Source organism: Streptomyces actinomycinicus, assembly GCF_016741775.1.
Taxonomy (GTDB): domain Bacteria; phylum Actinomycetota; class Actinomycetes; order Streptomycetales; family Streptomycetaceae; genus Streptomyces; species Streptomyces actinomycinicus.
This window is the reverse complement of record NZ_JAERRK010000007.1, coordinates 92,071-112,424: the sequence shown is the minus strand read 5'-3', so window position 1 is coordinate 112,424 and position 20,354 is coordinate 92,071. Positions and strand designations below refer to the sequence as shown.

Sequence of the window (20,354 nt, the reverse complement as noted above, 5' to 3'; positions counted from 1 at the left end):
GATGACGACCATGGTGTTCAACAACATCTTCGGCTCTGCGGGCAGGAGCGCGGGGCTCTTCTCCGTGACCACCAACGGCACCAAGCCACAGCCGGGTGCGGACGTCGACTTCGAGGACGCCGGCGACAGCACATACGACGACACGAGCACGAGCCTGTTCGACAGCGCGATCCACGGGGCCTCCTCCCGTGCGAAGATCGTGCAGGAGACGTCCCCCGAAGCACGCGCCATCCTCGGCTTCCTCGGCTCCTTCATCCAGACCACCCAGGCGTCAGCCGACACACAGGCCCAGTACTCCCAAGACCCCGGCTCGGTATCTGCGGCAGCGGCCGCCGGCATGCGGGAGTCGAGTACAACCGTCACGCAGCACAGCGGCCTGCAGAAGGACGAAGACCTGGAGAACAGGCCGAAGAAGAGCGATTTCACCAAGCCCCCCAAGACCCCAGGGACCCCCCAGGCGACCAAGCCGACCGCCGAGGAACCGGAAGCTCCCAAGACACCCAAGACGCTCAAGTCACCCGCCGAGAACCCGCCTGCTTCCAGCTGAACACCCGGACACACGCGTAGGGCAGGGGCGAGGTCGCCCCTGCCCTACGCGTGTGTCACACGGGAAGCAACTGCCACTGACGGCTCTGGTGATCAGCCTCTGACCCGTCCTGCGTGATCGCGGCGCGGGCGTTGGTGGTAACCCGCAGCAGCAGACCACTGTTGCGGTTCGCGATCTCGTACACCTGCGGAGAACCGGTCGCGGAACCCACCGGGATCAGCCTCCACTGCTGATGGTGTGCGTCCGCGCCTTCCCAAGCGCGCTGCGCGACCACCGCACCGGATACCTGCTGAGCACCGGATACCTCCAGGACCTTGCCGCTGCGCACGTTCTCGATCCTGTACAGGACATCGCCGTCGTCCTGGCCCGCCGCGATCAGCCGCCACCGCTGGTGGTCCCTGGAGGCGGCGAGCAACTGGTGGATCTCGGCCCCGTCCTTGGTGGATTCACGCACCACCCCCATCCGCAACCGGCTGCGGACGTTGGCCCAGCAGACCACCGTGCCCGAATCGGGCCGCCCGGCCATCCTCACCGACGCGACCTTCCGAACCCGGTGGTTGCTGTGGTCGGTGATGTAGACGGTGTCGACGCAGTCCACGGCGAGCCCGAACGGGTTGTTCAGCTGGGCGGCGGTGGCGGGGCCGCTGTCACCGCCGAAGTTCGCGGTACCCGTGCCGGCGACCGTGCTGATCTTCCCGTCGGGCGTGATCTTCCGGACCCGGTGGTTGCCGGAATCGGTGACCAAGAGGGCCCCGGTACTGTCCACCACCACACCGTAGGGGCCCCTCAATTGGGCGGCGGTGGCGGGGCCGCCGTCGCCGCCGAAGTTTGCGGCACCCGTGCCGGCGACCGTGCTGATCTTCCCGTCGGGGGTGATCTTCCGGACGCGGTGGTTGCCGTAGTCCGCGATGTACAGAGTGCCGGTGCTGTCCACCGCCACCCCCGACGGATTCATCAACTGGGCGGCGGTGGCGGGGCCGCCGTCGCCGCCGAGGGCCGCGGCACCCGTGCCGGCGACCGTGCTGATCTTCCCGTCAGGGGTGATCTTCCGGACGCGGTGGTTGCCGTAGTCCGCGACGTACAGAGCACCGGTGCTGTCCACCGCCACCCCCGACGGGTAGTACAACCAGGCGGCGGTGGCGGGGCCGCCGTCACCGCGGAAGTTCGCGGTACCCGTGCCGGCGACCGTGCTGATCTGCCCGTCGGGTGTGATCTTCCGCACCCGGTGGTTGTGCTGGTCGCCGATGTAGACGGTGCCGGTGCTGTCCACCGCCACCCCCACCGGATACTTCAACTGGGCGGCGGTGGCGGGGCCGCCGTCACCGCCGAAGTTCCCGGCGCCCGTGCCGGCGACCGTGCTGATCTTCCCGTCGGTCGTGAGCTTCCGGACCCGGTGGTTGTGCTGGTCGGTGATGTAAAGGGTGCCGGCGTTGTCCACCGCCGCCCCCATCGGGTTCCTCAACCAGGCGGCGGTGGCGGGGCCGCCGTCACCGCCGAAGTTCCCGGCGCCCGTGCCGGCGACCGTGCTGATCGGAGGGGCGGAATGCTCGCCACCTGTGGCTGCCGCCTGAGCAGTGCTCATCGTGATCCCTTCGCCGTCTGCTAGATCGCTCGCGGTCGCTCAGACGCTCCTGATGGGAGGTCATACCGCGCCCTTGGCCTCGAGAGATCGGATCGTCTTCGGCCCGCCCGGAGGCGAGCCCCGAAATCGATCCTCCCGCCGCCCGGAAGGCAAGAAAACGGGAATATAAGTTCAAGCAGACTTTCCGGACAGCGCCCGGCAGGAGGAAGGATGGTTTCTGCCCCACACCTGCACGCTCCGCGCTTCGCGCCCGGATCCGGAAAGCAGGCTGAGAGAAGATCACCCACACGAGGCTCTGTCTGACGCAGCACGCGCGGCACCAGCGGTGTACAGCGACGCGGTCAGATGCTGACGCGGCGACAGTGCGGAGGTGCGGCAGCCGCCCGACGGTGGACGCCCCTTTCCGCCTGCCGCAGACAACAGGGCCACCTCACGTAGCGGCCGGTGAACCTCACCCCAGGTGAGTGTTTCGCCTGGCGACTGAGCCGTTGACTTGGCGGCTGAGCGCTCGGGTTGGCGAGCAGGAGCGGTCTGGCTTCTCACCTGTGCCTCTGACCGGGTGGTAGGCGTTCCGGCGCGCCGGGCGTGCACGTGTCGCACAGCCTGCTGGCGCAGCTGTCGGGAACTCCCCACTCTCACCGCACTCCAGTCGATCCGGCCCTCCGCCCTTCTCGCTCACGCCGGACAGTGCCTGGCTGACCGGGCCCCACCGGGCTGTGTCCGGCGGAGACCCGTGGCCTGCGCGCACGTCCTCAGCAGCTCATGGCCCACTGGTGGGAATCGCCGTTGTCGTTGGCGGCGCCGTTGTAGTTGACCTCTTGGCCGGGGGTGAGGCAGATGGTCATGTGGCCGCCGAGGTCGGCCCGGGAGTAGACCTTGACGTGGTCCTTGATACCCGGGCCTGAAACGGCATGGTTGGCCCAGGAGGAGTCCTGGTCAGCGATATAGGACTCCCACCAGCCGTCGTCGCCGGACCAATTGGCCCGCTGACCTGTGAAGTCGGCGTTCTCCCAGGCACAGAATTCGCCGCTGGGGCAGTCGGCCGCACCTGCCGGGCCGGCTGCGCCGAGGCCGACCGTGAGCAGGAGGAACGCTGCGGCGGCTACGGTGAGCAGCCTGTTTTTCATCATGAGGGGTCGTGACCTTTCCAGTGGGGGGTTGGCTGGGCCGCCAGCAGGTCGGCCGCGCGGTGCAGTGCGTGGTCGCGTAGCTGGTGGTAGGTGGTGATCTCTTTGCGGTGCGCGGCACGGGCCTCGGCGAGCTGGGCGTGCTCCAGCCGGGCCCGCAGTTCGTCCAGGCCGCCGGCGCGTACACAGCGGGTGTCCTTGTCGGGGCAGGCGGCCCGGCGAGCGAGTGCCGCCCGGTAGCTGGGGTCTTTTCCGAGCCGGGCCTCGGCCTCGGGGCGCAGATTGTTGACGGTGACCTCAGCACGGAACCAGCGGGCCTGGTCGCCGTAGAGGAAACGCTGTGCCTGGGCCAGGCAGCCGTCCGTGTGCGTGCGGACGGTATAGCCGGTGGCGAGGGTGAGCGACAGCTGAGCCGGGCCGGTACCGAAGAGCGCCTTCTCGTCCGGGGGTGGTCCGGCGGCGCCACGGGTCGTCATACACCGGTCCACGAGCACCTGCTGGGCCGCTTTGATCAGGTCGCTACGGCCCTGCTCCGAGGCAGGCAGCGTCGGCCGTGACGCCGTTGTGCAGCCTCCGGCAAGGACCGTCGCCAGCACGGCACCGGCTGTCGTCCAGCCCACCGCCTGCGCCCGAGCAGTACTGATCGTCACACCAACTTCAAACGATCAACCACGGCCGAGGGCACGCCGGTGGCCGAGTCCGGTGGGTTCACTGGTGCAGGCCGATACCTGCTTGCCCGTGAGGACTGGTCGGCAGGCCCTAGTCGTATTGATCTGGGACGTTGTCGACACGGCTGATGAGTGGCCGCCGTCGAGTGCGGTGTGGCAGCGGTGGTGGTTGTAGGTGTGCAGCAAGTCGCCCCGGGCCGTCTCGCCGAGGGCATACACGGCGCACCTCCGGTCCAACCGCGTCCCGAAAGGCCCCGGCTCCGCCCGGACGGCACCTACCTCGGCACCGGAGGGCTCGGCGGGATGGGCGCGGCCACCGCCCTTCGGCTCATCGACCACGGAGCCCTCCGCCTGGCCCTGGTCGGCCGCCGCGGGGGAGCACCCTTGGAGCGCCGTACCTACTGACCGATTAGCGCGCCTCTGGTGCCGGCGTCAGCATTCACTCGACCGACATGACCGACGCCGACGCCCTGCGCACCGTCTTCGACGCGGCCCAGGACAGCGGGCACCCGGTACGCGGTGCCGTACATGCGGCCATGCATCTCGACGACGCCTGCGCTGACCGACCTCGATGAGGATGGGATGCATGCCGTCCTGGCCCCCAAGTGCAAGGAGCGCCGAACCTCGACGACCTGAGCCGCCACTTCTCTGCCGTACAGCTCGCGCGGCTCGGTAGGCGGCCGTGAGGTTGTTGCGGCTGCTCAGGGCCCGCTGCTGGCGGTGACCACGTTGATCAAGCAGAGCCTCTTGGTGGCACGTGTGAGAGCGACGTACAGGTCACGTTCGCCGCTGGGGCGAGCCTCGATGATCTCCTGGGGGCCGACGACAAGGCACGCGTCGAACTCCAGGCCGCGGGCCTCGGACGCCGGTACCAGCCGCGCCCACCGCGTGACGTTGGCCGACGCCATGTCATCGAGCCGGGCATCCGCGCAGATCACGGCAAGCAGGTCGCCCGGATGCGCTGCGGCCTGGGCCTGGAGTTCTCGAGCCACGGTGGCGGCGAGAGTGTGCGGGTGTGCGGTGAGATCGCGGGGAGGCTCGCCGTGGCGTATGGACCGGCTCGGCGTCTGACCAGGGGCGATCCGCGCGAGCAGGGTGCGGGTGGTGGCCAGGATCTCCTGGGTGGTGCGGTAACTGACGGTCAGGGTGTGCAGGGCGAACCGGCTGCTGAGATGCGGGCTCAGCGCCTGGGACCAGTCGTTCGCCGCCGCCGCGGGACCCGCCTGGGCGAAGTCGCCCACCAGCGTCATCGACCTGGCCGGGCACCGGCGCAGCACCATCCGCCACTGCATGGCGGTCAACTCCTGGGCCTCGTCGACGACGACGTGACCGAACGTTCTCCCCGGCGGCCCGTCCACCAGGCTTGCAGCCTCGTCCAACAGCGCCACATCGGCATCGGTCCACGGGGCGCCGGCAGAGCGCAGCAGCCGGCCGCGTTCGTCAGCGGTGAGTGACGGCAGATGCGTAGCCAGGGTGCGGGCGTCCCCCAGCAGGGCCCGCACCACCGTTTCGGGCGTCAGCCGTGGCCAGAGGGACTCCACCGCGCCCTCGGCGTGGGCGTCGCCCATGAGGTTCGCGTGCAGAGCCTCCGCGTCGAACACCTCGGCCGGATCGGCGGCTGCGACTCCCTCGAAACCGAGAGCCTGTAGGTCTGCCTCGGCCGCGGCATCGAGGTCGAGGCCCGTGCTGTCAGCGATCTCGGCGTCGATGTGCGCGAGCGCCTCGACAGTGCCACTTTCCAGCATGCTCGTGACCATGCCGATCAGATGCTCCTTGAACACCTCCCGCGCCCGGTTGTGCGCCAGGCCACTGGCCAGCGCAGCGTCTCGTGCCGCCGCGACGTCCACGCTCGTCAGACACACCCGCTCCTGCCCCACACGTACCGCGAACTGCGAGCCCGAAGGCGCCTGCCGGGAGTGCACCAAGCTCTCCAGCGCCTGGGCCATGGCGAGGTTGCCCTTGAGCCGCGCGACATCGGACAGTTCCACAGTGGGGGGCGTCACTCCGGCCAGCTCTCCGCACGCCGCCATGGCCACGTCGTTCTCCCCGAGCGAGGGGAGCACGCGCGAGACGTAGTCGAGGAACCGCGCGTTCGGCCCGAGCACCAGGACACCGCGCTCGGCGGCGCGCGGGAAGGCGTACAGCACGTACGCCGCCCGGTGCAGCGCGACAACCGTCTTGCCCGTGCCCGGTCCGCCCTGCACCACCATCACCCCCCGGTGCGGGGAGCGGACGATCTCATCCTGCTCCGCCTGCAGTGTTGCCACCGCCGCGCGCATATGCCCCGTGCGCCGCGCCTCCAGCGCCTCCGTCAGCGGGCCGTCGCCGACGATGTCGCCGGGCGCGGGCGCGGATCCGTCCAGCAGTTCGTCACTCACCGCGCGTACAACGCGTTGCTCCATCCGCAGGTGACGGCGCCGCCGCAGCCCCACCGGGTGGACGGCCGTCGCCGCATAGAAGGGGCGTGCCGCTTCTGCCCGCCAGTCGACGAGCAGCGGTACGTCCCCGTCGTCCAGGTGCAGGCCGAGCCGTCCGATGTGCAGGTCAGTGCCGTCCGCGCCGTCGATCCGGCCGAAAACCAGCCCCTCCTCGGCTCCTGCGAGCCGGCGGACCTGCCGTGCCAGACGCTCTGCAGCGACATCACGCGCGTACACCTCTCCCGCGCTGTCGGCCGGCGACTTCAGTACGTCGTCCAGCTGGGCCTGTGCGTCCGCCACTCGCTCGTCGAGCAGCGTGTACATCGCGGATACGCGGGCCTGCTCCTCTTCGACCTGCCCGACGTCACTCTGGTTGAACTGCGGCAAAGGCGTACTCCTCTCGGCTCGGCCCTCCACTATGCAGATGAATTTCCATGAAAGTAAGGCTTGACTTACTTGTCCGCGTCCGCCGCCCAAGCCCCGGTTCGCCACCGGACCTCTCGGGTCGATGAGAAGGCCGGGCGGCACTCCCGCCTGAAGCGATCCGAGCCGGAGGGCGCAGGCATTCGCCACGACGCGCTGACAACGGCTGACACAATGAGGTGGATCGCTCCTGGTGGCCATCTCCGGCGCGGGGGTTCAGCGTTCGGCTGGGTGTGCGATGTCGCCGTGGTTCGTGTCGGACGAGCTGTGGGAGCGGCTGGAGCCGCTGCTGCCGAAGCGCGAGCGGCGTTTTCGCTACCCAGGTGGTAGGCCGCTGCCGGACCCGGGGGCGCTGTGCAGGACCCTGATACGTGCTGCACACCGGTAACCAGTGAACATCTGCCGCAAGAGCTGGACTTCGGCTGTGGCATGACGAGTCTTGTGGCCAGACCTCTGACACATGCCGTGCCGCCCGGCAGCCGGCCCGTCACGGCGGCCTGCAGCCCGATCAACACGACCGGCGCGGCATGTGCCACGCTTGAGCGTTCGACACCGGGCCGGCGCCGCCGGGCTCAAGCCCCGTTACGCGCCGGGGGTGCGGGAAGCGTCCCGGAGTGCAGCCGCGCTGCCTAGACCTGGGCGGGCGCCTTCTCGTCGGGCTGTGCGGTCCGGGAATCTGCGGTGAAAGCGTCCGGGCCGGACTTCTTGGCGCAGTACATCACCGACCCCTGCTGGTTGGACTTGTCGATGGACTGCTTCTTGACCAGGGCCTCCAGGGTGTTGCGCACCGTCTGCACCGACGTCGCCCGGTCGGGGTGCTGCTTGGCGAGTTCGTCGTAGACCTCGCGAGCCAGGCGAGGCTCCACGGGGGCCTTCGACACGATGGCGAGGACCAGGGTCTGCAGCGGCTGCTGCTTCGGCGTGTCGGCCTGCGCCGGTACCTTCTTCTTCGCCGCCGTGGCCTTGGCCGCTGCCTTCGGGGCCGCTGCCTTCTGGGCCGTGGCCTGCTGCGTTGCCGCCTTCTTGCCGGGACTCTTCTTGCCGGTGGCCTTCTTCGCCGCTACCGCCTTGCCGGTGCTCTTCTCCGCGGTCACCACCTTCGTCGCAGCCTTCCTTCCGGCCGGCCTTCCCTCCTCCTGCCGTGGCTGCGGAACCGAAGAGGCCAGCGTGTCCTCTCCCCAAGCGGTGTTCTCGTCGGCCTTGCCCGCAGGTTGCTGCGCGTCCGCGGTCTGATCGCCTGGAGCCGCCGGCAGGGCGAGAGACTTCTGCCGTTCGACCAGCCAGGCCTCATCCTGCTGGAGTTGCGCTAGCTGCTCCTGCAGGTCGGAGATCTGGGCGGTGATGTTGCTCTGCTTCTCGCGGTTGACTGCGAGGTCTTCGGCGCAGCGCTGCGCCCACACGCTTTGAATGGTGGTGGTCTTCTCGGACTCGGCAGCCACGGCAGCACACTCCTTGTACCTGGGATGTCGCTGCCGGATGCTACCCACCGGGCACGGCATCAAGTTGGTCTCTGACTCAGGATGCCACTCGTGCAGGTTCAGCCGAAGCAGTGACGGCCCCACCGGTATGGGGGAGAGGGGTCTCTCATCGGCGGCCAGCTCGGCGGCGAGCCGGTCGGCGCGGGCTGGAGTGCCCGTCTTCCCCAACCGGTACTACGGATGCCAGGTCGTTTCCCGACTTCGCCGCGTTGCGCCGGTGCAGCGCCTCGTCGTCGCCGTGGAACAGCAGCGGCATCGGCCGATGAGGTGCCTGCAGGGGCCTCTGATCAGACAATGAGGTGGAGCCTGTCGCCGCCGGTGGCCGGGGGAGCCGTGCCGAGCAGACGGGAGCACTGGCGGGAGCATGCTGCCTGCCACGACTGCGACTTGGAGGAGTTGTTCGGCGACAGCCCGAGCCAGAAGCCGGTGACGGCCCTCTGTACCGGATGCCGGGTGAGGACCGAGTGCCTGCTGAAGTGGATCAGCCACTCGGGCGTCGGCGGCCGGCCACTGGCCGGCCCGGCCAGCCGCTACGCCGCCGTGATGACCTTGACGTAATTGGCGGCGTCCCAGAGGCTCGCGCGGCCTTCCGTCTTGATCTACGCCATTTGATCAAACTCCTTCACGATTCGCTCACGTACCGCCTATGGTGCCCATCGGGGGGCGAACGGCCCCTACGGGGAGGGGAATTCACACACATGGGCAGATCAGCGCTGCCGTCGCGCCGTCGTGCCGCGGCCACCGCACTCGTCACCGTCTCGCTCGCCCTCGCGGGTGGCACGCTCCCGGCCGTACCGGCCGCCGCGGCGACCGTGCAGCCGCCGTGGAGCAGCCCGGTGTCGCTGCACGGCTACAAGTCCCACGTCCAGGACATCGTCATCACCGAGGACGGCACCGCCGTGGCCGTCTGGACCCAGTACTCGACCGGCGTCCTCCACTGGGCGGTGCGCCCCGCGAACAGCGATACGTGGACCACCCGGGTCCTGGCCTCCGAGACGGTCAGCGAGGCGCGCCTCGCGGCCCGGCCGGACGGTTCGGTCGCCGCGGTGTGGACCACGACCGACCACATCGCCTCCGCCACCCTGGGCGCCGGACAGTCGGCCTGGTCACAGCCCACGGTGATCGCCTCGGACCAGAGCACGGACTTCGACTCCCCCGACCTCGCCGTGGGACCGGGCGGGACGATCGCCGCGGTGTGGACCCAGCGCGTGTGGCGAACCGGCAGGAGTGAGGCGTACGCCGCCACCCTGGTGGGGGAGGGCACCTGGTCCACCCCGGCACAGGTCAGCAACGCCGCCACCTACGCGGGTGTCTCCGGCTACGGGACCGTCGGGCACCCGCAGATCGCCTACGACGGACAGGGCGGGCTCGTCGTCTCGTACTGGATGAGCGTGAACTCCCAGTACTACCGGGTGATGACCAACACCCGGCCGTTCGACACCTACACGTGGCCGACCCCACAGGAGATCACCGCGGCCACCCACGCTCCCACGCTGGCCTCCGCCCCGGACGGCTCGGTCCACCTGGTGTGGCAGGACGCGAACGGCACCTTCCAGATCATGCGCCGCGCCGGCGCGGCCGTCGCGTGGAGCCAGCCGCAGACCGCCGCGACCGCCGTCGGCGCGCCGGCCGAGGTTCCGGAGCCGCTGGTCGGGCCCGACGGCGACGTCACCCTCGTCTGGACCGACCGGGCCACGGGCGCGGACGCCGTACGGGCCACCACCTTCGACAGCACCGGCGGCACCTGGTCGGAGTCCAGGACGCTGTCCTCCGGTGACGCCCAGTACACGTCCGACGCGGTCATCGCCCCCGACGGCTCGGTCCATGTGCTGTGGCCCGAACTCGATGCCGACCAGCAGCACGCCTCCGTGTGGGAGTCCACCCTGGCCGGCGGGGAGTGGACGTCCGCGCGCCGGGTGGGTGGCGGACGATCGGTGCACGTCGAGATCGCGGCGGACGCCGTCGGCTCCGCCACCGCGGTCTGGGGGCCGTCGTCCACGATCTCCAGCGACACGGACGTGATGGCCTCCACCATGGCCTGGCCCACCCTCAAGGTGACGGACAGCACGGTCCCGGCGAGGGTGTTCCTGAACGGCACCACCTCCTCCAGCGCCGCCTGGAAGCCTTCCTGGACCACCAACTCCGCCGTCACCTCCTGGACGCTCACGCTCAAGGACACCGCGGGGCGGACCGTCCGCACCCTCACCGGCAACCCCGGCTCCACCACGACGATCGCCCCGGTCTGGAACGGCCGCACCAGCACCGGCGCGATCGCTGTCAACGGCAGGCTCACCTGGACGGTGAAGGCCGTCCAGTACGGCTCCGGCACCCAGTCGACGCTGGGGACCGGCACCATCGCGGTCGCCGGCGGCAGCCCGGCCTTCCGTGACTTCAGCGGCGGCGTCGATATCGTCTCCGACGGCTTCGGCGACCTGCTCCAACTCGATTCCTCGGGCCGGCTCCAGTGGCTCCTGGGCACGGGCCGCGGCGACCTGACTGGGGGTGAGACCGGCGGCGGCTGGTCGACGAGCATCAAGGCGGTGCCGTTCGGCGACCTCAACGGCGACCGCTGCAACGACTTCCTCGTCCGTGTCGGCGACGCCCTGCGTGCCTACCGGCCGGGCTGCGGCAACGAGCCGTCGGCCGCCGGCACGCCGTACAAGACGGTCTCCAGCACCGGCTGGAAGCAGTACGACGTCCTGACCTACCCCGGTGACGTCACCAAGGACGGCCGCCCGGACCTGATCGCCCGCAACTCCTCCACCGGCGCGGTCTACCTCTACAAGGGCACCAGCACCGGCACCCTCTCCGCGCGCGTGAAGCTGTACGCCAACTGGAAGACGTACAAGAAGGTCGTCGGCGCCGGAGACCTCAACGGCGACGGCATCGGCGACCTGATCGCCCAGGACACCTCCGACAACCTGTACCGCTACTACGGCAAGGGCAACGGCACCTTCGCCGGCCGCGTCAAGATAGCCAGTCGCTGGGGCGGCTCCTACAACGCGGTGGTCGGCGTCGGCGACGTCACTGCCGACGGCAAGAGCGACCTGATCGCCCGCGACACTGCCGGCAACCTCTACCGCCAGTCCGGGGACGGCAAGGGGTCGTACGGCACCCGCGTCAAGATCGGTAGTGGCTTCAACCGCGCCAAGGCGCTGTTCTGACGGTCCTACCGGATGCCTGATCTGAAGCGGGCCGGGGAGCTGCTGCACGTGCTGGGCTGTGCCCGGTCCCGAAGAGACGGCGCTGCTGTGGTTCGCCACCACCTGCACGGCGGGACCGGCCCTGTTCTGTCTCCGCACACGGCAGCGGTCGTAGTCACTGGGAAGCAGCCGGGACGTTGGTACGGGCTGCCGGCTCGTCCGTGGCCTTCGCCGCGGTGTGCGCCTTGGTGAGGGTGCAAACGCCGTCCACACACTGGCGCTCCAGACGGCCGCGGGAGATGGTCTGTGCCAGACCGACCATCCAGCAGGTAGGGCAGCCGCGGAAGGCAAGCAGGGCCAACGGGGCCGCCAGCAGGGTGGCTGGGCCGGCGACGGGCACCAGGGCGATCGAGCCGATGATCAGCCCGAAGCCGATGGCGCCGCGCGCCAGATGGCGCGGGACGGACTTGCTGGCGAAGTTCGTCTCGGGCGCGGCGGCCTCAGCCTTCGCGCCCTGCGCGGGCTTCACTGTGTTCGCGATGTTCACGGTCGTGAGACTCTTCCTACTGGTGGGTCGGTAGCTTGATCGCGTACCTGATCGGCGGCTTGACCGAGTGGTCGGTCTGTCACTGCCAGAGAGTGACGCAGTGCTGCGCGTGCTCTGTGCAGCCGCGACTTCATCGCGGCGGTGCTCAGACCGAGTGAATGGGCAACGGTCTTGCCGGGCAGGCCCTGTACGTCCCGCATGATCAGAACCTGCCGCTGGTCAGGGGGAAGGATGCTGACCGCAGCCGCGATCCGCTCGGTCTCCAGCCTGTGCAGCACCGCCTCCTCGGCGGACGGTTCCACAGTCGCCTCCGCTTCGGCTGTCGCCTCGTCGCTCCGTGAGACGAACAGCCGTACCTGCCTGAGGCATTCGTTGCGCACGATCCGGAACATCCATGAGGCGAGCGCGCCGGTGGCCCGCAAAGTGCCGATCTTCCGGTAGAGGATGATCAGCGCCTCCTGCGCCGCGTCCTCTGCGTCCTGCGGTGAGGAGCACAGGGATATGGCGAACCTGCGTACATGAGGCTGCGATTCCATGAGGACGGTGGTGAGCGAAGTGACGTCGCCGTCCTGAGCGGCCTTGATCAGCCGCTCGTCCGGCCAAGTGAAGCGTTGGTTCATCTGAGACTCCTACCCGGAAGGCGCCCTACGGGCAGGTGGTCAGCTTCGGCTCTTGTAGCGCCGTATCAGGTGCCAGCTGCACGCACCCACGAGCACGGCTCCGATCACTACGAGGCTAGTGACCATCATTGGTGGTCCTCCCAGTTCTGCCGGCCCGTTCGGCCGGTACACAGACAAGAGGCAGGGAGATCCCAAAAGGATTCGCCTCCGGCCGCAGGTACCCCAGACCAAAAGGAGGAGCCTGGAACGAGGGCCACCTGCTCGGCGCCCGGCTCGGCGGATCCAACCGGGAACCACGCAACCTCGTCGCCATGCACGCCTACGCCGACAGCCGCGTGATGCGGCAGGTTGAGAACGACGTACGCGCCGCTGCCGACCGCGGTGAAACGATCACCCACAACAACAAGCCCAGCTACCGCACCAATGACCCCTCCGACGTGGTGCCCGCCGGCGTCACCATCGAGGCACACGGCAATCGCGGATTCCGGTTCACGCCCTGGGCACAGCCAGCCCGACCCGTCACTACCCTGAACGAACCCCGACCCGAGGAACGCTGATGAACCCCTCCCTCACCCGCCTGACCGAGCTGCTGCCGCCCCCGGACGCGGCCCCCAAGGACTGGCCTGCCGTGGAGGAACAGCTCGGCACCGAGCTGCCAGGGGACTACAAAGAACTCGTCGACACCTACGGCGGCGGCCTGTTCGACGAAAACGTCTGGCTGCTGGAGCCAGGCTGCCCGCGCCCCCGATACGACCTGATTGCCATGGACGCCCAGTGCCGCGAGTCACTGCAGATGCTGTGGGACCGCGGCGAGCCCCGCCCAGCCGAACTGGACCAAGAAGGCGCCCGCCTCATCCCCTGGGCCTACGAGGACGAGGGCGGCGAGGCCCTGTACCTCCTGTCCACCCCCGGCCAGAAACCCGAGAACTGGCCCATCCTGATCAACGAAGGCCGCGGCCCCGCATGGGAGCGACACTCCGGCCCGTGCACCTCGTTCCTGCTGGGGCTGATGACGGGAGAGACCGAGTCCGAGTACTTCCCCGACATGCCTCTGGACGAGCACCTCTTCGAGACCAACGAAGAGATCTTCACCAACGGATAGCGATCTCCACGACCGTCCTTGGAAGCAGTCAGGTGGCCCGTGTGGGCAGACTGCCGTGGCCGGCTGCCGGCCGCCGGGCGCGGGTCGGGTTGTCAGAGCTGGTCGCTAGCCTCGGTCCATGATTGCGAAGCTACCTCTGGACAGCCCTCGATGGCTCGAACTTGACGGTGTGGTGGTCAAGGAGGTGAGAGAGGCACTGGAGTCGATGGCGTCCGCGGCTGCCACCGGCACCGGTGAATGCCAGGAGGCTTGGAAGGACGTGACCGACGGCCTGATGGACCAGGGGACGGTCTACGAGGGAGCCTATGCGGCCGTGCCGTATCTGGTGGACGTGGCGGCGGAGCTGCCTGCCGAGCGGTTCGTGGACCTCTGGGTGGATCTCGGCTTCCTCCTGACCGCGGAGGACAGGCGCCCCGTCCCGGCCGATCTCGAGACGGGGTTCGATGCGGCTACCCGTGTCGCCGAGCAGGCAGCCGTACGGAGTTTCCTCGCCGGCGGCATCCCCGCGTCGGTCTGTGCCCAGCTCGCGCTGTCCTGTGTCGCCTTTGCCGGTCACCACGCCGCCGAGGTGCTGTGGCGGTTCCTCGACCCCAGGGACGGTGACATCGGGCTGTACTGCCCCGGCTGCGGCTACGACACCGAACTCCCCGGTTTCCTCGTGGATCCTGTGTCTCCGCCCTGCGAGCCCCCCACGCTGCCTGACTCCGCTCGTGCCCGTCAGGGAGGGCACCCCTGGGGCGAGGTCGCCGCCGCGTTGCGGGAAGAGGCGCTGGGGGAAGGCTGGGAGTCCTTCCTGCGGGTGGCACGCGCTGTCGCGGAGGCAGGAGTGCCCCGCGAGACGCCGGGGCAGGCCGTCCTGTGCCTGGTCGCGGCGATGGTCGCGGTCAAGGGCACCCCGGGGTGGGCCGGGAGACGATGGGCCCGGACGCTGATGCTCCTGACCGGACACTTCTGCTGCCCGGGCTGCGAGGAGACATGGACCATCGCCGACGGCCTCGCCGAGGACCCTGGCGGCGCACACCCCCGGACCGTTGCTGAGCAGACACGGCAAGCCGCCCATGAGGCGGCTGCCGCGGAACAGTCGGCAGGACCCCGGAGAACGGCCGGTGAACAGTCGGGGCCACGCCGTGACGGGCGCACTGCGCTCGCAGCCGACGGCACACCCCGCCACTGCGTGGAAGCGTTCGCTGATTGCGCACCTGGCTCCGGCGACGGCGTCACCGCCCTGGCGGTGATATACCCTCCCGGCCGGCCCGCGCTCGTCGCCGGGGCCGGGGACCGTGGCCTGCTGCGTCTGTGGGACCTGGCCAGTGGCCGACTGCACCATGGCCCGCTGCCCGGACATCCCGACCCCGTCCGGTCGATGACCGCCCTTCCTCTGCCCGGCGGCCGCACGCTTCTCGCGAGCGGAGGGGACAACGGAACGATCGGCCTGTGGGACGCGATCACCGGACAGCCGGTACACGAACCGGCCGGCAACTGGCTCGGCGCAGTGACCGGGATGTGCACCGCGACCGTGCCGGACGGCCGGACCCTGCTCGTCACCGCGACCTCCCGGGGTTCGGTTCGGTTGCGTGAGCCGCTGACGGGTGAGTCCGTTGCCCGCCTCAACCCCTCCGGGCGGCCGATCGAGTCGATCACCGCGATCCCGGTCTCCGCCGATCACACACTGATCGCGGCGTGCGACCCTCAGGGCGGCGTTCATGTGTGGGATCCGGCCGTCGACGATCCCTGGGAACCGGGCGCGGCCGTACCGCTGAGCAAGCGCGCGCTAGAGGACTTCGGCCACCGCCCGGCCCTGGTGACGGCCGCTCCCCTGCACGGCCGTACGCTGCTGGCCACCGGGGACCGCAACGGCGCGGTCATGCTGTGGGATCCCGCGACCGGAACCCCGGTCGGTGACGGGCTGCCCCCGGACACCGCCGGCAGCCCGCTGACGGCCATGACCGCCACCGCGCCCCACAGCCGGCACGGCATCGTGGTCACGGGCAGCAAGCAGGGAGGGAGCGTACGGGTGTGGGAACCGGAGACCGGTAAGGTCCAACGCATCGCCCTCGACGTGCCGCTCACCTGCCTGGCCGCTGCCGGTCTGGACGTGATCGTCGGACACGACCACGGAGCCCTCAGACTCTCGCTCGGACCGCGTCACCGCGGAGCAGACACCCGCTCGGTGCCGCAGGAGCACCTGTCGGACCCGACAGCCTGAGCCCATGACGGCGCACCGCCCCACGTGCACGCCGGGGCCCCGCACCTCTGACCGACGGCGGTCGGCCGCGGGCGACGACGAAGCACGGCGGGCGCGCGCGGGACGCAGCGTCGAAGCTGTCGCCGGATGAGCACGTATCGCATGGAGGGCTGTCCGTGCTACGTCGGCGCAGCACCGGCCTTGTGCAGCTCCGCCCGCAACTGCGGTCGGGCTGCGGCGGAACCCGGGGATGCAGGAGCAGACCGGCGATCTGCGTGCTCCGTACCCTCACCCTGCCGAGACGTGCACACAGGCAGGTCGTGCCCCGGCTGACGGACCGGCGACGGTCGAGCCACCCGTGACCTCTGAGAGGATCACCACGTGCATCTCGACGTGGTGATCTCCGACGGGGTACCGGCAGCACCCCGGCAAGGCGGCGCCGGGCACCGAACGTTACAGCTTCAGCTCGACGACCGCTCCTCCCTCGTGGATGCCGCTGGTCCCCTCGACCACCCCGCGCAGTGGTTTTCGCGTCTGGCGCAGGGCTGAGGAACCGGACCGCTCTCGGTTCGACCCCGGCGGTCCGCGCTTCGTCACAGGGCGGACGGGTTCCACGCCCCGGCCGAGTGGATCTGGTAGCCGCCGTGGACCAGCACGACGGTCGGTTTGGCCTTGGGGGTGCGGCGGTCTGTTGCGGACGCGGTCTGGGCGAACGGGCCGTTCAGCGCAGCGGCGCCTGCGAGGGCGCCTCCTGCGGCGAGCAGGGTGCGGCGGGTGGGGACGTGGCTCATTGAGGTCACCTGGAGTGTTCGGCAGGCAGACGGACCTCCGCCCGGTGCGGACCGGGCGGAGGGGGTGGTGCGTGGGGCCGCGGTGTCAGACTTGTCCGTCGGCGCCGTGGGAGGCCTGGGCGATGACCGCGGCGACGACGGCCGGGCGGGAGACGTAGACGGCGTGGCTGCCCGGGGTTTCGGAGACGGTCGCCCCGGCTCGCTGGGCCATGATGCGTTGGGCGGCCGGCGGGATCATGCGGTCGTCGGTGGCGACCAGGTACCAGGAGGGTTTGCTCTGCCAGGCGGGCTGGGTGATTGCGCCTTCGAGCGCGTCGATGCCCCACGGGACCTGGGAGGCGGCCATGAATGCCGCAACGTGCTCGGGCACGTCGGCGGCGAAGGAGGCCGCGAACTTCTCGCGGTCCAGGAACAGGTAACCGTCCCGGGGCGGCAGAATCGGCGGAACGGGCGCGCCCGGCGGCGGGTCGGCGATCAGGGTGTTGACCGACTCGCCCTTGTCGGGGGCGAACGCCGAGATGTAGGCGAGCGCAGCGACGTTCGGGTGGTTGCCCGCTTCGGTGATGACGGCCCCGCCGTAGGAGTGGCCGACCAGGACAGCAGGGCCGTCGAGACCGTCGAGGATCTGCTGAGTGGCGGCGACGTCACCCGCCAGCGACAGGGTGGGGTTCTGGACGACGGCCACTTGGTAACCGTCGGCGGTCAGGTGGTCGTAGACCCCCTGCCAGCCCGATCCGTCCACGAAGCCACCGTGCACGAGCACGATGTTCCTGATGGTTTCCATGGTCGCTCCTGAGCTGGAGGGACAGCCCGTGGTGGCTGCCCCGGTGCCCTGAAGTCAACCCGCGGGGAAACGCACGGACCAGGCAGATCAGCATGCAGAAGTGGCGCCGGGATCAGCGGTGTTGTGCCTTTGCGGAGCAGGCGTGGCCGCCTCGGCCTGGCAACGGAGCGCGGCCTGGGCATCGCCGATCGCCTCGAATGCTTGTGCCGCTCGTGTGTAGGTTCGACGGCTGTCACCGCGCCGGCCTTCCTCCGCCAGCAGGGCGGCCAGCTCTTCCAGCGCCTCGGCCCGCCAGATGTTCGAGACCTGCAGGGTGTCCAGGAGGACGAGCGCCTCGCCGAGCGTGGTGATCGCTTCGGCACGCCGGCCGATTCGTCCCAGGCAGCGTCCGATTTGGATCAGTGTCCGGACGCGGCTGTGCGCCGCGATGCCCGGTGTCATCCCGGATTCCTCGTCGTCGATCAGAGCGAGCAGTTCGAGGTACTGCTCCAGGGCCTCGGGGTATTGCCCCTCGTCACGCCGGCAGTTGCCGATGGTGGCGAGGCACTGGACGTGCGCGTCGATGTCGCCGATGGCCTTGAAGGCTTCGGCAGCCCGGGATGCCGAAGCTACGGCCTCGTCGAGTCGGCCGAGCATGCGCAGCGCCTGTGCGGTGTACTGGTGTGACCAGGCGATCTGTGCCGTGGCGCCGCTCTGTGTGGCCAGGTCCAGCGCTTCGGCGGCGTACCGCATGGATTCCTGGGGATCGCTGGGCGGTACCGACTGGACCCAGGCGAGGTAGTTCATCTGAGTGGCTTGTTGTGCCCGGTCGCCCAGAGCCGCGGCTGCCTGCGCTCCGAGCGTGAAGACCTCGTGCCAGTGCGGGCTGTGCGACCACCGGTCGGAGAACCAGTGCATGGACTCCGCGCAGTCCAGGACGAGGGTGTGATCGCCGCGCTGCGCCGCCGCGGTCATCGCGCCCAGCCAGTTGTCCGCGTTCAGCCGCAGCCACCGTTCGGCCTCCCCGGCGGAGGAGAGAACCGCCAGATCCGGATCGGGCCGCTCGGGGCGGCCGTACCCGGGTTCGAACCACCGCCCGGCCATGGTGGCCATCCGCAGCAGCCACGAAGTCACCCTGCCCGTCAGGGCCTCGTACTCGGCCACGGCCTCCTCCTCCCGCAGCCGCTCCCGCGCGAACAGGCGAACCAGGTCATGGAAGCCGTAGCGGCCGGCGCCGCCGTCGGTCAGCAGACCCAGGTCGACGAGGTCGTCGAGAGCGTCCCAGGCGTCCTCTATCGGTAAGCCGCCGGCGGCAGCCGCCACCGCCGCGTCGACGTCCCGGCCCGGTACGGCCGCGAGCCGGCGGAACACCCGCCGCGCGGTTGGCGCGAGTTGCTCGTACGACATCAGAAAGGCCCCGGCGACCTTGAGGTCACCAGCGGTGAACTGATCGAGACGGCGTTCCTCGTCGGCCAGCCGGGCAGCGAGTTCGGAGGCGGCCCAATCCGGCCGGCTGACCAGCCGGTTCCCGATGATCCGCAGTGCCAGAGGCAGACCGCCGCACACGTCAGCGAGCCGGGTGAGGGCCGACTCCTCATCGGATACGGCACGTTCGCCCAGGATCCCGGCCAGCAGCTCCCTGGACTCCGCCAAGGGCAGCGGTCCGAGGACGAGCCTGCGCACCCCTTCCAGACCCGCCAGCAGGCGCCGGGCGGTGATCAGCAGACGGCCCGCACCCCCGCCCGGCAGCAGCGCCCGCACCTGCTCCTCGGTACCGGCGTCATCGAGGACGACCAGAACGCGCCTGTCCCGCATCAGCGACCGGTACAAGGACGCCCGCCCCCGGGCATCCCCCGGGACCTCCGTGTCCGGGACACCGAGAGCGCTCAGGAGCAAACCCAGCGCGTCATGAGCCGCCAAGGGCCGCTGGGACATCCCGAACAGGTCGAGGAAGAAGACCCCGCCGGGAAAGCTCGCCCGCAGGGAATGCGCAGCGCGGACGGCGAACGTCGTCTTCCCGAGCCCCGCCGAACCGGTGACCAGCCCTACCAGTCCGACACCAGGCGCGCTCTCGGCGTACACCAGCTCGCTCACCCACATCAGTTCGCCTGCGCGACCGGTGAAGTCCGCCACCGACCGCGGCAGTTCACACAACCCGCTCGGACGCAACCAGTGGTCGCGCAGCCGGCCGTCGCGCGCAAGATCCACGAACCGCTGACGGACATCGCCTTCCAGGCCGAGCGCTTCCGCCACAGCCGTCACGCTCCGATGCTGAGGACCCTTGCTCCTTCCGCGCTCCATGTCCGACAGAGCCCGGGCACTGACCCCCGACAACTCTGCCAACTGCTCCAACGTCAGCTGCGCCGCGCGCCGATGACCGCGCAGCACCTCCCCGAAACCGGCACGTCCAGTTATGGAGCCCACCCCCTCCGTAGCGGCCCGCAGGCCGCACCCTGATTCTGGATCGCCGCCGCGAGAAAGATGCCGCGCGCGGTCCACCTGCTGTCTGCGAGTCCGGATCGGAGTACCTGACGCCCGGGGCGTCCGCCGTCCGGTGGCCGTCATGCGGTCGCGGCGGTGGCGCCGACGAAACCGGCGACCGCGCGGGCAAAGGCCTCCGGCTCCTCGATGCGACCGAAGTGGCCGCTGTCCTCGAGTTCGAGAAGCCGGGACCCGGGAATTCCTTCGTGGAGTGCACCGGCCCAGCACGGGCCGCAGATGAAATAGTGGCGACCCACGACCACCAAGGTGGGCGCGGTGATCGACGCCAGGGCGTCGCGGTCCCGGCTCCCCTCGTGCTGAGCGGGCTCAGCCACCAGCACGGGCAGTGGGGGGACCCGGCCGATCTGACGGAGCGCGGGCTGGCTGGCCTCGCGGACCTCGCCACGCTCAGCCTGGGCCAACTGACCCGGTACTCGGCAACAACTACAACGCGTCGAACCTGAGCGGCTTCGCCGACCT

Annotated in this window: 20 protein-coding genes and 1 pseudogene; 9 read left to right on the top strand and 12 right to left on the bottom strand. The window is 69.8% G+C overall.

Annotation, left to right across the window (positions count from 1 at the left end; translation table 11 throughout):
* Nucleotides 1-10 precede the first annotated feature (10 nt).
* The gene (locus JK359_RS16440) at nt 11-547 is read left to right on the top strand and encodes a hypothetical protein (RefSeq protein WP_201836643.1); all 537 of its coding nucleotides are present in this window, start codon (nt 11-13) and stop codon (nt 545-547) included.
* Nucleotides 548-602: 55 nt separating this feature from the next.
* Here JK359_RS16440 and JK359_RS16435 read toward each other — a convergent pair whose 3' ends face one another.
* The 4 genes and pseudogenes from JK359_RS16435 to JK359_RS16420 all read right to left on the bottom strand — a co-directional run.
* Nucleotides 603-2,129 (bottom strand): NHL domain-containing protein, encoded by a 1,527-nt coding sequence (locus JK359_RS16435; protein WP_201836222.1) that lies wholly within the window; start codon nt 2,127-2,129, stop codon nt 603-605.
* Nucleotides 2,130-2,881: 752 nt separating this feature from the next.
* Entirely contained in the window at nt 2,882-3,256 is a 375-nt protein-coding gene (locus JK359_RS16430) for a peptidase inhibitor family I36 protein (protein WP_372445420.1), read from the bottom strand.
* The gene (locus JK359_RS16425) at nt 3,256-3,732 is read right to left on the bottom strand and encodes a hypothetical protein (RefSeq protein WP_236677954.1); all 477 of its coding nucleotides are present in this window, start codon (nt 3,730-3,732) and stop codon (nt 3,256-3,258) included. Before JK359_RS16425 ends, JK359_RS16430 begins: the two co-directional genes overlap by 1 nt.
* A 283-nt stretch (nt 3,733-4,015) precedes the next feature.
* Nucleotides 4,016-4,113: pseudogene (locus JK359_RS16420) on the bottom strand (IS481 family transposase); the annotation flags it as partial.
* Between the two features lie 114 nt (nt 4,114-4,227).
* Between JK359_RS16420 and JK359_RS40390 the strand changes: the two are divergent.
* Both JK359_RS40390 and JK359_RS39880 read left to right on the top strand, forming a co-directional pair.
* Nucleotides 4,228-4,329, top strand: coding sequence for a hypothetical protein (locus JK359_RS40390; RefSeq protein ID WP_201836218.1), 102 nt, complete (start codon nt 4,228-4,230; stop codon nt 4,327-4,329).
* Between the two features lie 47 nt (nt 4,330-4,376).
* A complete protein-coding gene (locus JK359_RS39880) occupies nt 4,377-4,499 on the top strand; it encodes a KR domain-containing protein (protein ID WP_201836216.1) in 123 nt (40 codons plus the stop codon).
* Between the two features lie 126 nt (nt 4,500-4,625).
* Here JK359_RS39880 and JK359_RS16405 read toward each other — a convergent pair whose 3' ends face one another.
* Together JK359_RS16405 and JK359_RS16400 are read right to left on the bottom strand one after the other, a co-directional pair.
* Nucleotides 4,626-6,728 carry a HelD family protein gene (locus JK359_RS16405; RefSeq protein ID WP_504739954.1) on the bottom strand — a complete coding sequence of 701 codons (2,103 nt, stop codon included), beginning with the start codon at nt 6,726-6,728 and terminating at the stop codon, nt 4,626-4,628.
* Between the two features lie 665 nt (nt 6,729-7,393).
* Complete coding sequence (locus JK359_RS16400) at nt 7,394-8,203, bottom strand: hypothetical protein (RefSeq protein ID WP_201836214.1); 810 nt, start codon at nt 8,201-8,203, stop codon at nt 7,394-7,396.
* Between the two features lie 333 nt (nt 8,204-8,536).
* Between JK359_RS16400 and JK359_RS16395 the strand changes: the two genes are divergently transcribed.
* Complete coding sequence (locus tag JK359_RS16395; RefSeq protein ID WP_201836211.1) at nt 8,537-8,800, top strand: WhiB family transcriptional regulator; 264 nt, start codon at nt 8,537-8,539, stop codon at nt 8,798-8,800.
* 140 nt (nt 8,801-8,940) lie between these two features.
* Nucleotides 8,941-11,406 (top strand): FG-GAP repeat domain-containing protein, encoded by a 2,466-nt coding sequence (locus JK359_RS16390; protein WP_236677953.1) that lies wholly within the window; start codon nt 8,941-8,943, stop codon nt 11,404-11,406.
* Between the two features lie 154 nt (nt 11,407-11,560).
* Here the strand turns inward: JK359_RS16390 and JK359_RS16385 are convergent, their stop codons facing one another.
* Both JK359_RS16385 and JK359_RS16380 read right to left on the bottom strand, forming a co-directional pair.
* Nucleotides 11,561-11,932, bottom strand: a complete 372-nt coding sequence (locus tag JK359_RS16385) for a hypothetical protein (RefSeq protein ID WP_307788125.1) — start codon at nt 11,930-11,932, stop codon at nt 11,561-11,563.
* On the bottom strand, nt 11,929-12,552 hold the full coding sequence (locus JK359_RS16380; RefSeq protein ID WP_201836208.1) for an RNA polymerase sigma factor: 624 nt from the start codon (nt 12,550-12,552) through the stop codon (nt 11,929-11,931). Before JK359_RS16380 ends, JK359_RS16385 begins: the two co-directional genes overlap by 4 nt.
* Nucleotides 12,553-12,683: 131 nt before the next feature.
* Between JK359_RS16380 and JK359_RS16375 the strand changes: the two genes are divergently transcribed.
* From JK359_RS16375 to JK359_RS16360, 4 genes are all read left to right on the top strand, one after another.
* Complete coding sequence (locus JK359_RS16375) at nt 12,684-13,109, top strand: DNA/RNA non-specific endonuclease (RefSeq protein WP_307788160.1); 426 nt, start codon at nt 12,684-12,686, stop codon at nt 13,107-13,109.
* Entirely contained in the window at nt 13,109-13,654 is a 546-nt protein-coding gene (locus JK359_RS16370) for an SMI1/KNR4 family protein (RefSeq protein ID WP_201836206.1), read from the top strand. The genes JK359_RS16375 and JK359_RS16370 overlap by 1 nt, the downstream gene beginning before the upstream one ends.
* Nucleotides 13,655-13,772: 118 nt before the next feature.
* Nucleotides 13,773-15,860: a WD40 repeat domain-containing protein gene (locus JK359_RS16365; RefSeq protein ID WP_236677952.1), complete on the top strand. Its 2,088-nt coding sequence runs from the start codon at nt 13,773-13,775 to the stop codon at nt 15,858-15,860.
* 360 nt (nt 15,861-16,220) lie between these two features.
* Nucleotides 16,221-16,388: a hypothetical protein gene (locus tag JK359_RS16360; RefSeq protein ID WP_201836205.1), complete on the top strand. Its 168-nt coding sequence runs from the start codon at nt 16,221-16,223 to the stop codon at nt 16,386-16,388.
* A gap of 44 nt (nt 16,389-16,432) precedes the next feature.
* Here the strand turns inward: JK359_RS16360 and JK359_RS16355 are convergent, their stop codons facing one another.
* The 4 genes from JK359_RS16355 to JK359_RS16340 form a co-directional block, all read right to left on the bottom strand.
* Entirely contained in the window at nt 16,433-16,630 is a 198-nt protein-coding gene (locus JK359_RS16355; protein ID WP_201836204.1) for a hypothetical protein, read from the bottom strand.
* An 85-nt stretch (nt 16,631-16,715) separates the two neighbouring features.
* Complete coding sequence (locus JK359_RS16350; RefSeq protein ID WP_201836203.1) at nt 16,716-17,414, bottom strand: alpha/beta fold hydrolase; 699 nt, start codon at nt 17,412-17,414, stop codon at nt 16,716-16,718.
* Nucleotides 17,415-17,501: 87 nt separating this feature from the next.
* Nucleotides 17,502-19,958: an XRE family transcriptional regulator gene (locus tag JK359_RS16345; protein ID WP_269139015.1), complete on the bottom strand. Its 2,457-nt coding sequence runs from the start codon at nt 19,956-19,958 to the stop codon at nt 17,502-17,504.
* Nucleotides 19,955-20,296, bottom strand: a complete 342-nt coding sequence (locus JK359_RS16340; protein ID WP_201836197.1) for an alpha/beta fold hydrolase — start codon at nt 20,294-20,296, stop codon at nt 19,955-19,957. The genes JK359_RS16345 and JK359_RS16340 overlap by 4 nt, the downstream gene beginning before the upstream one ends.
* Nucleotides 20,297-20,354: the final 58 nt, after the last annotated feature.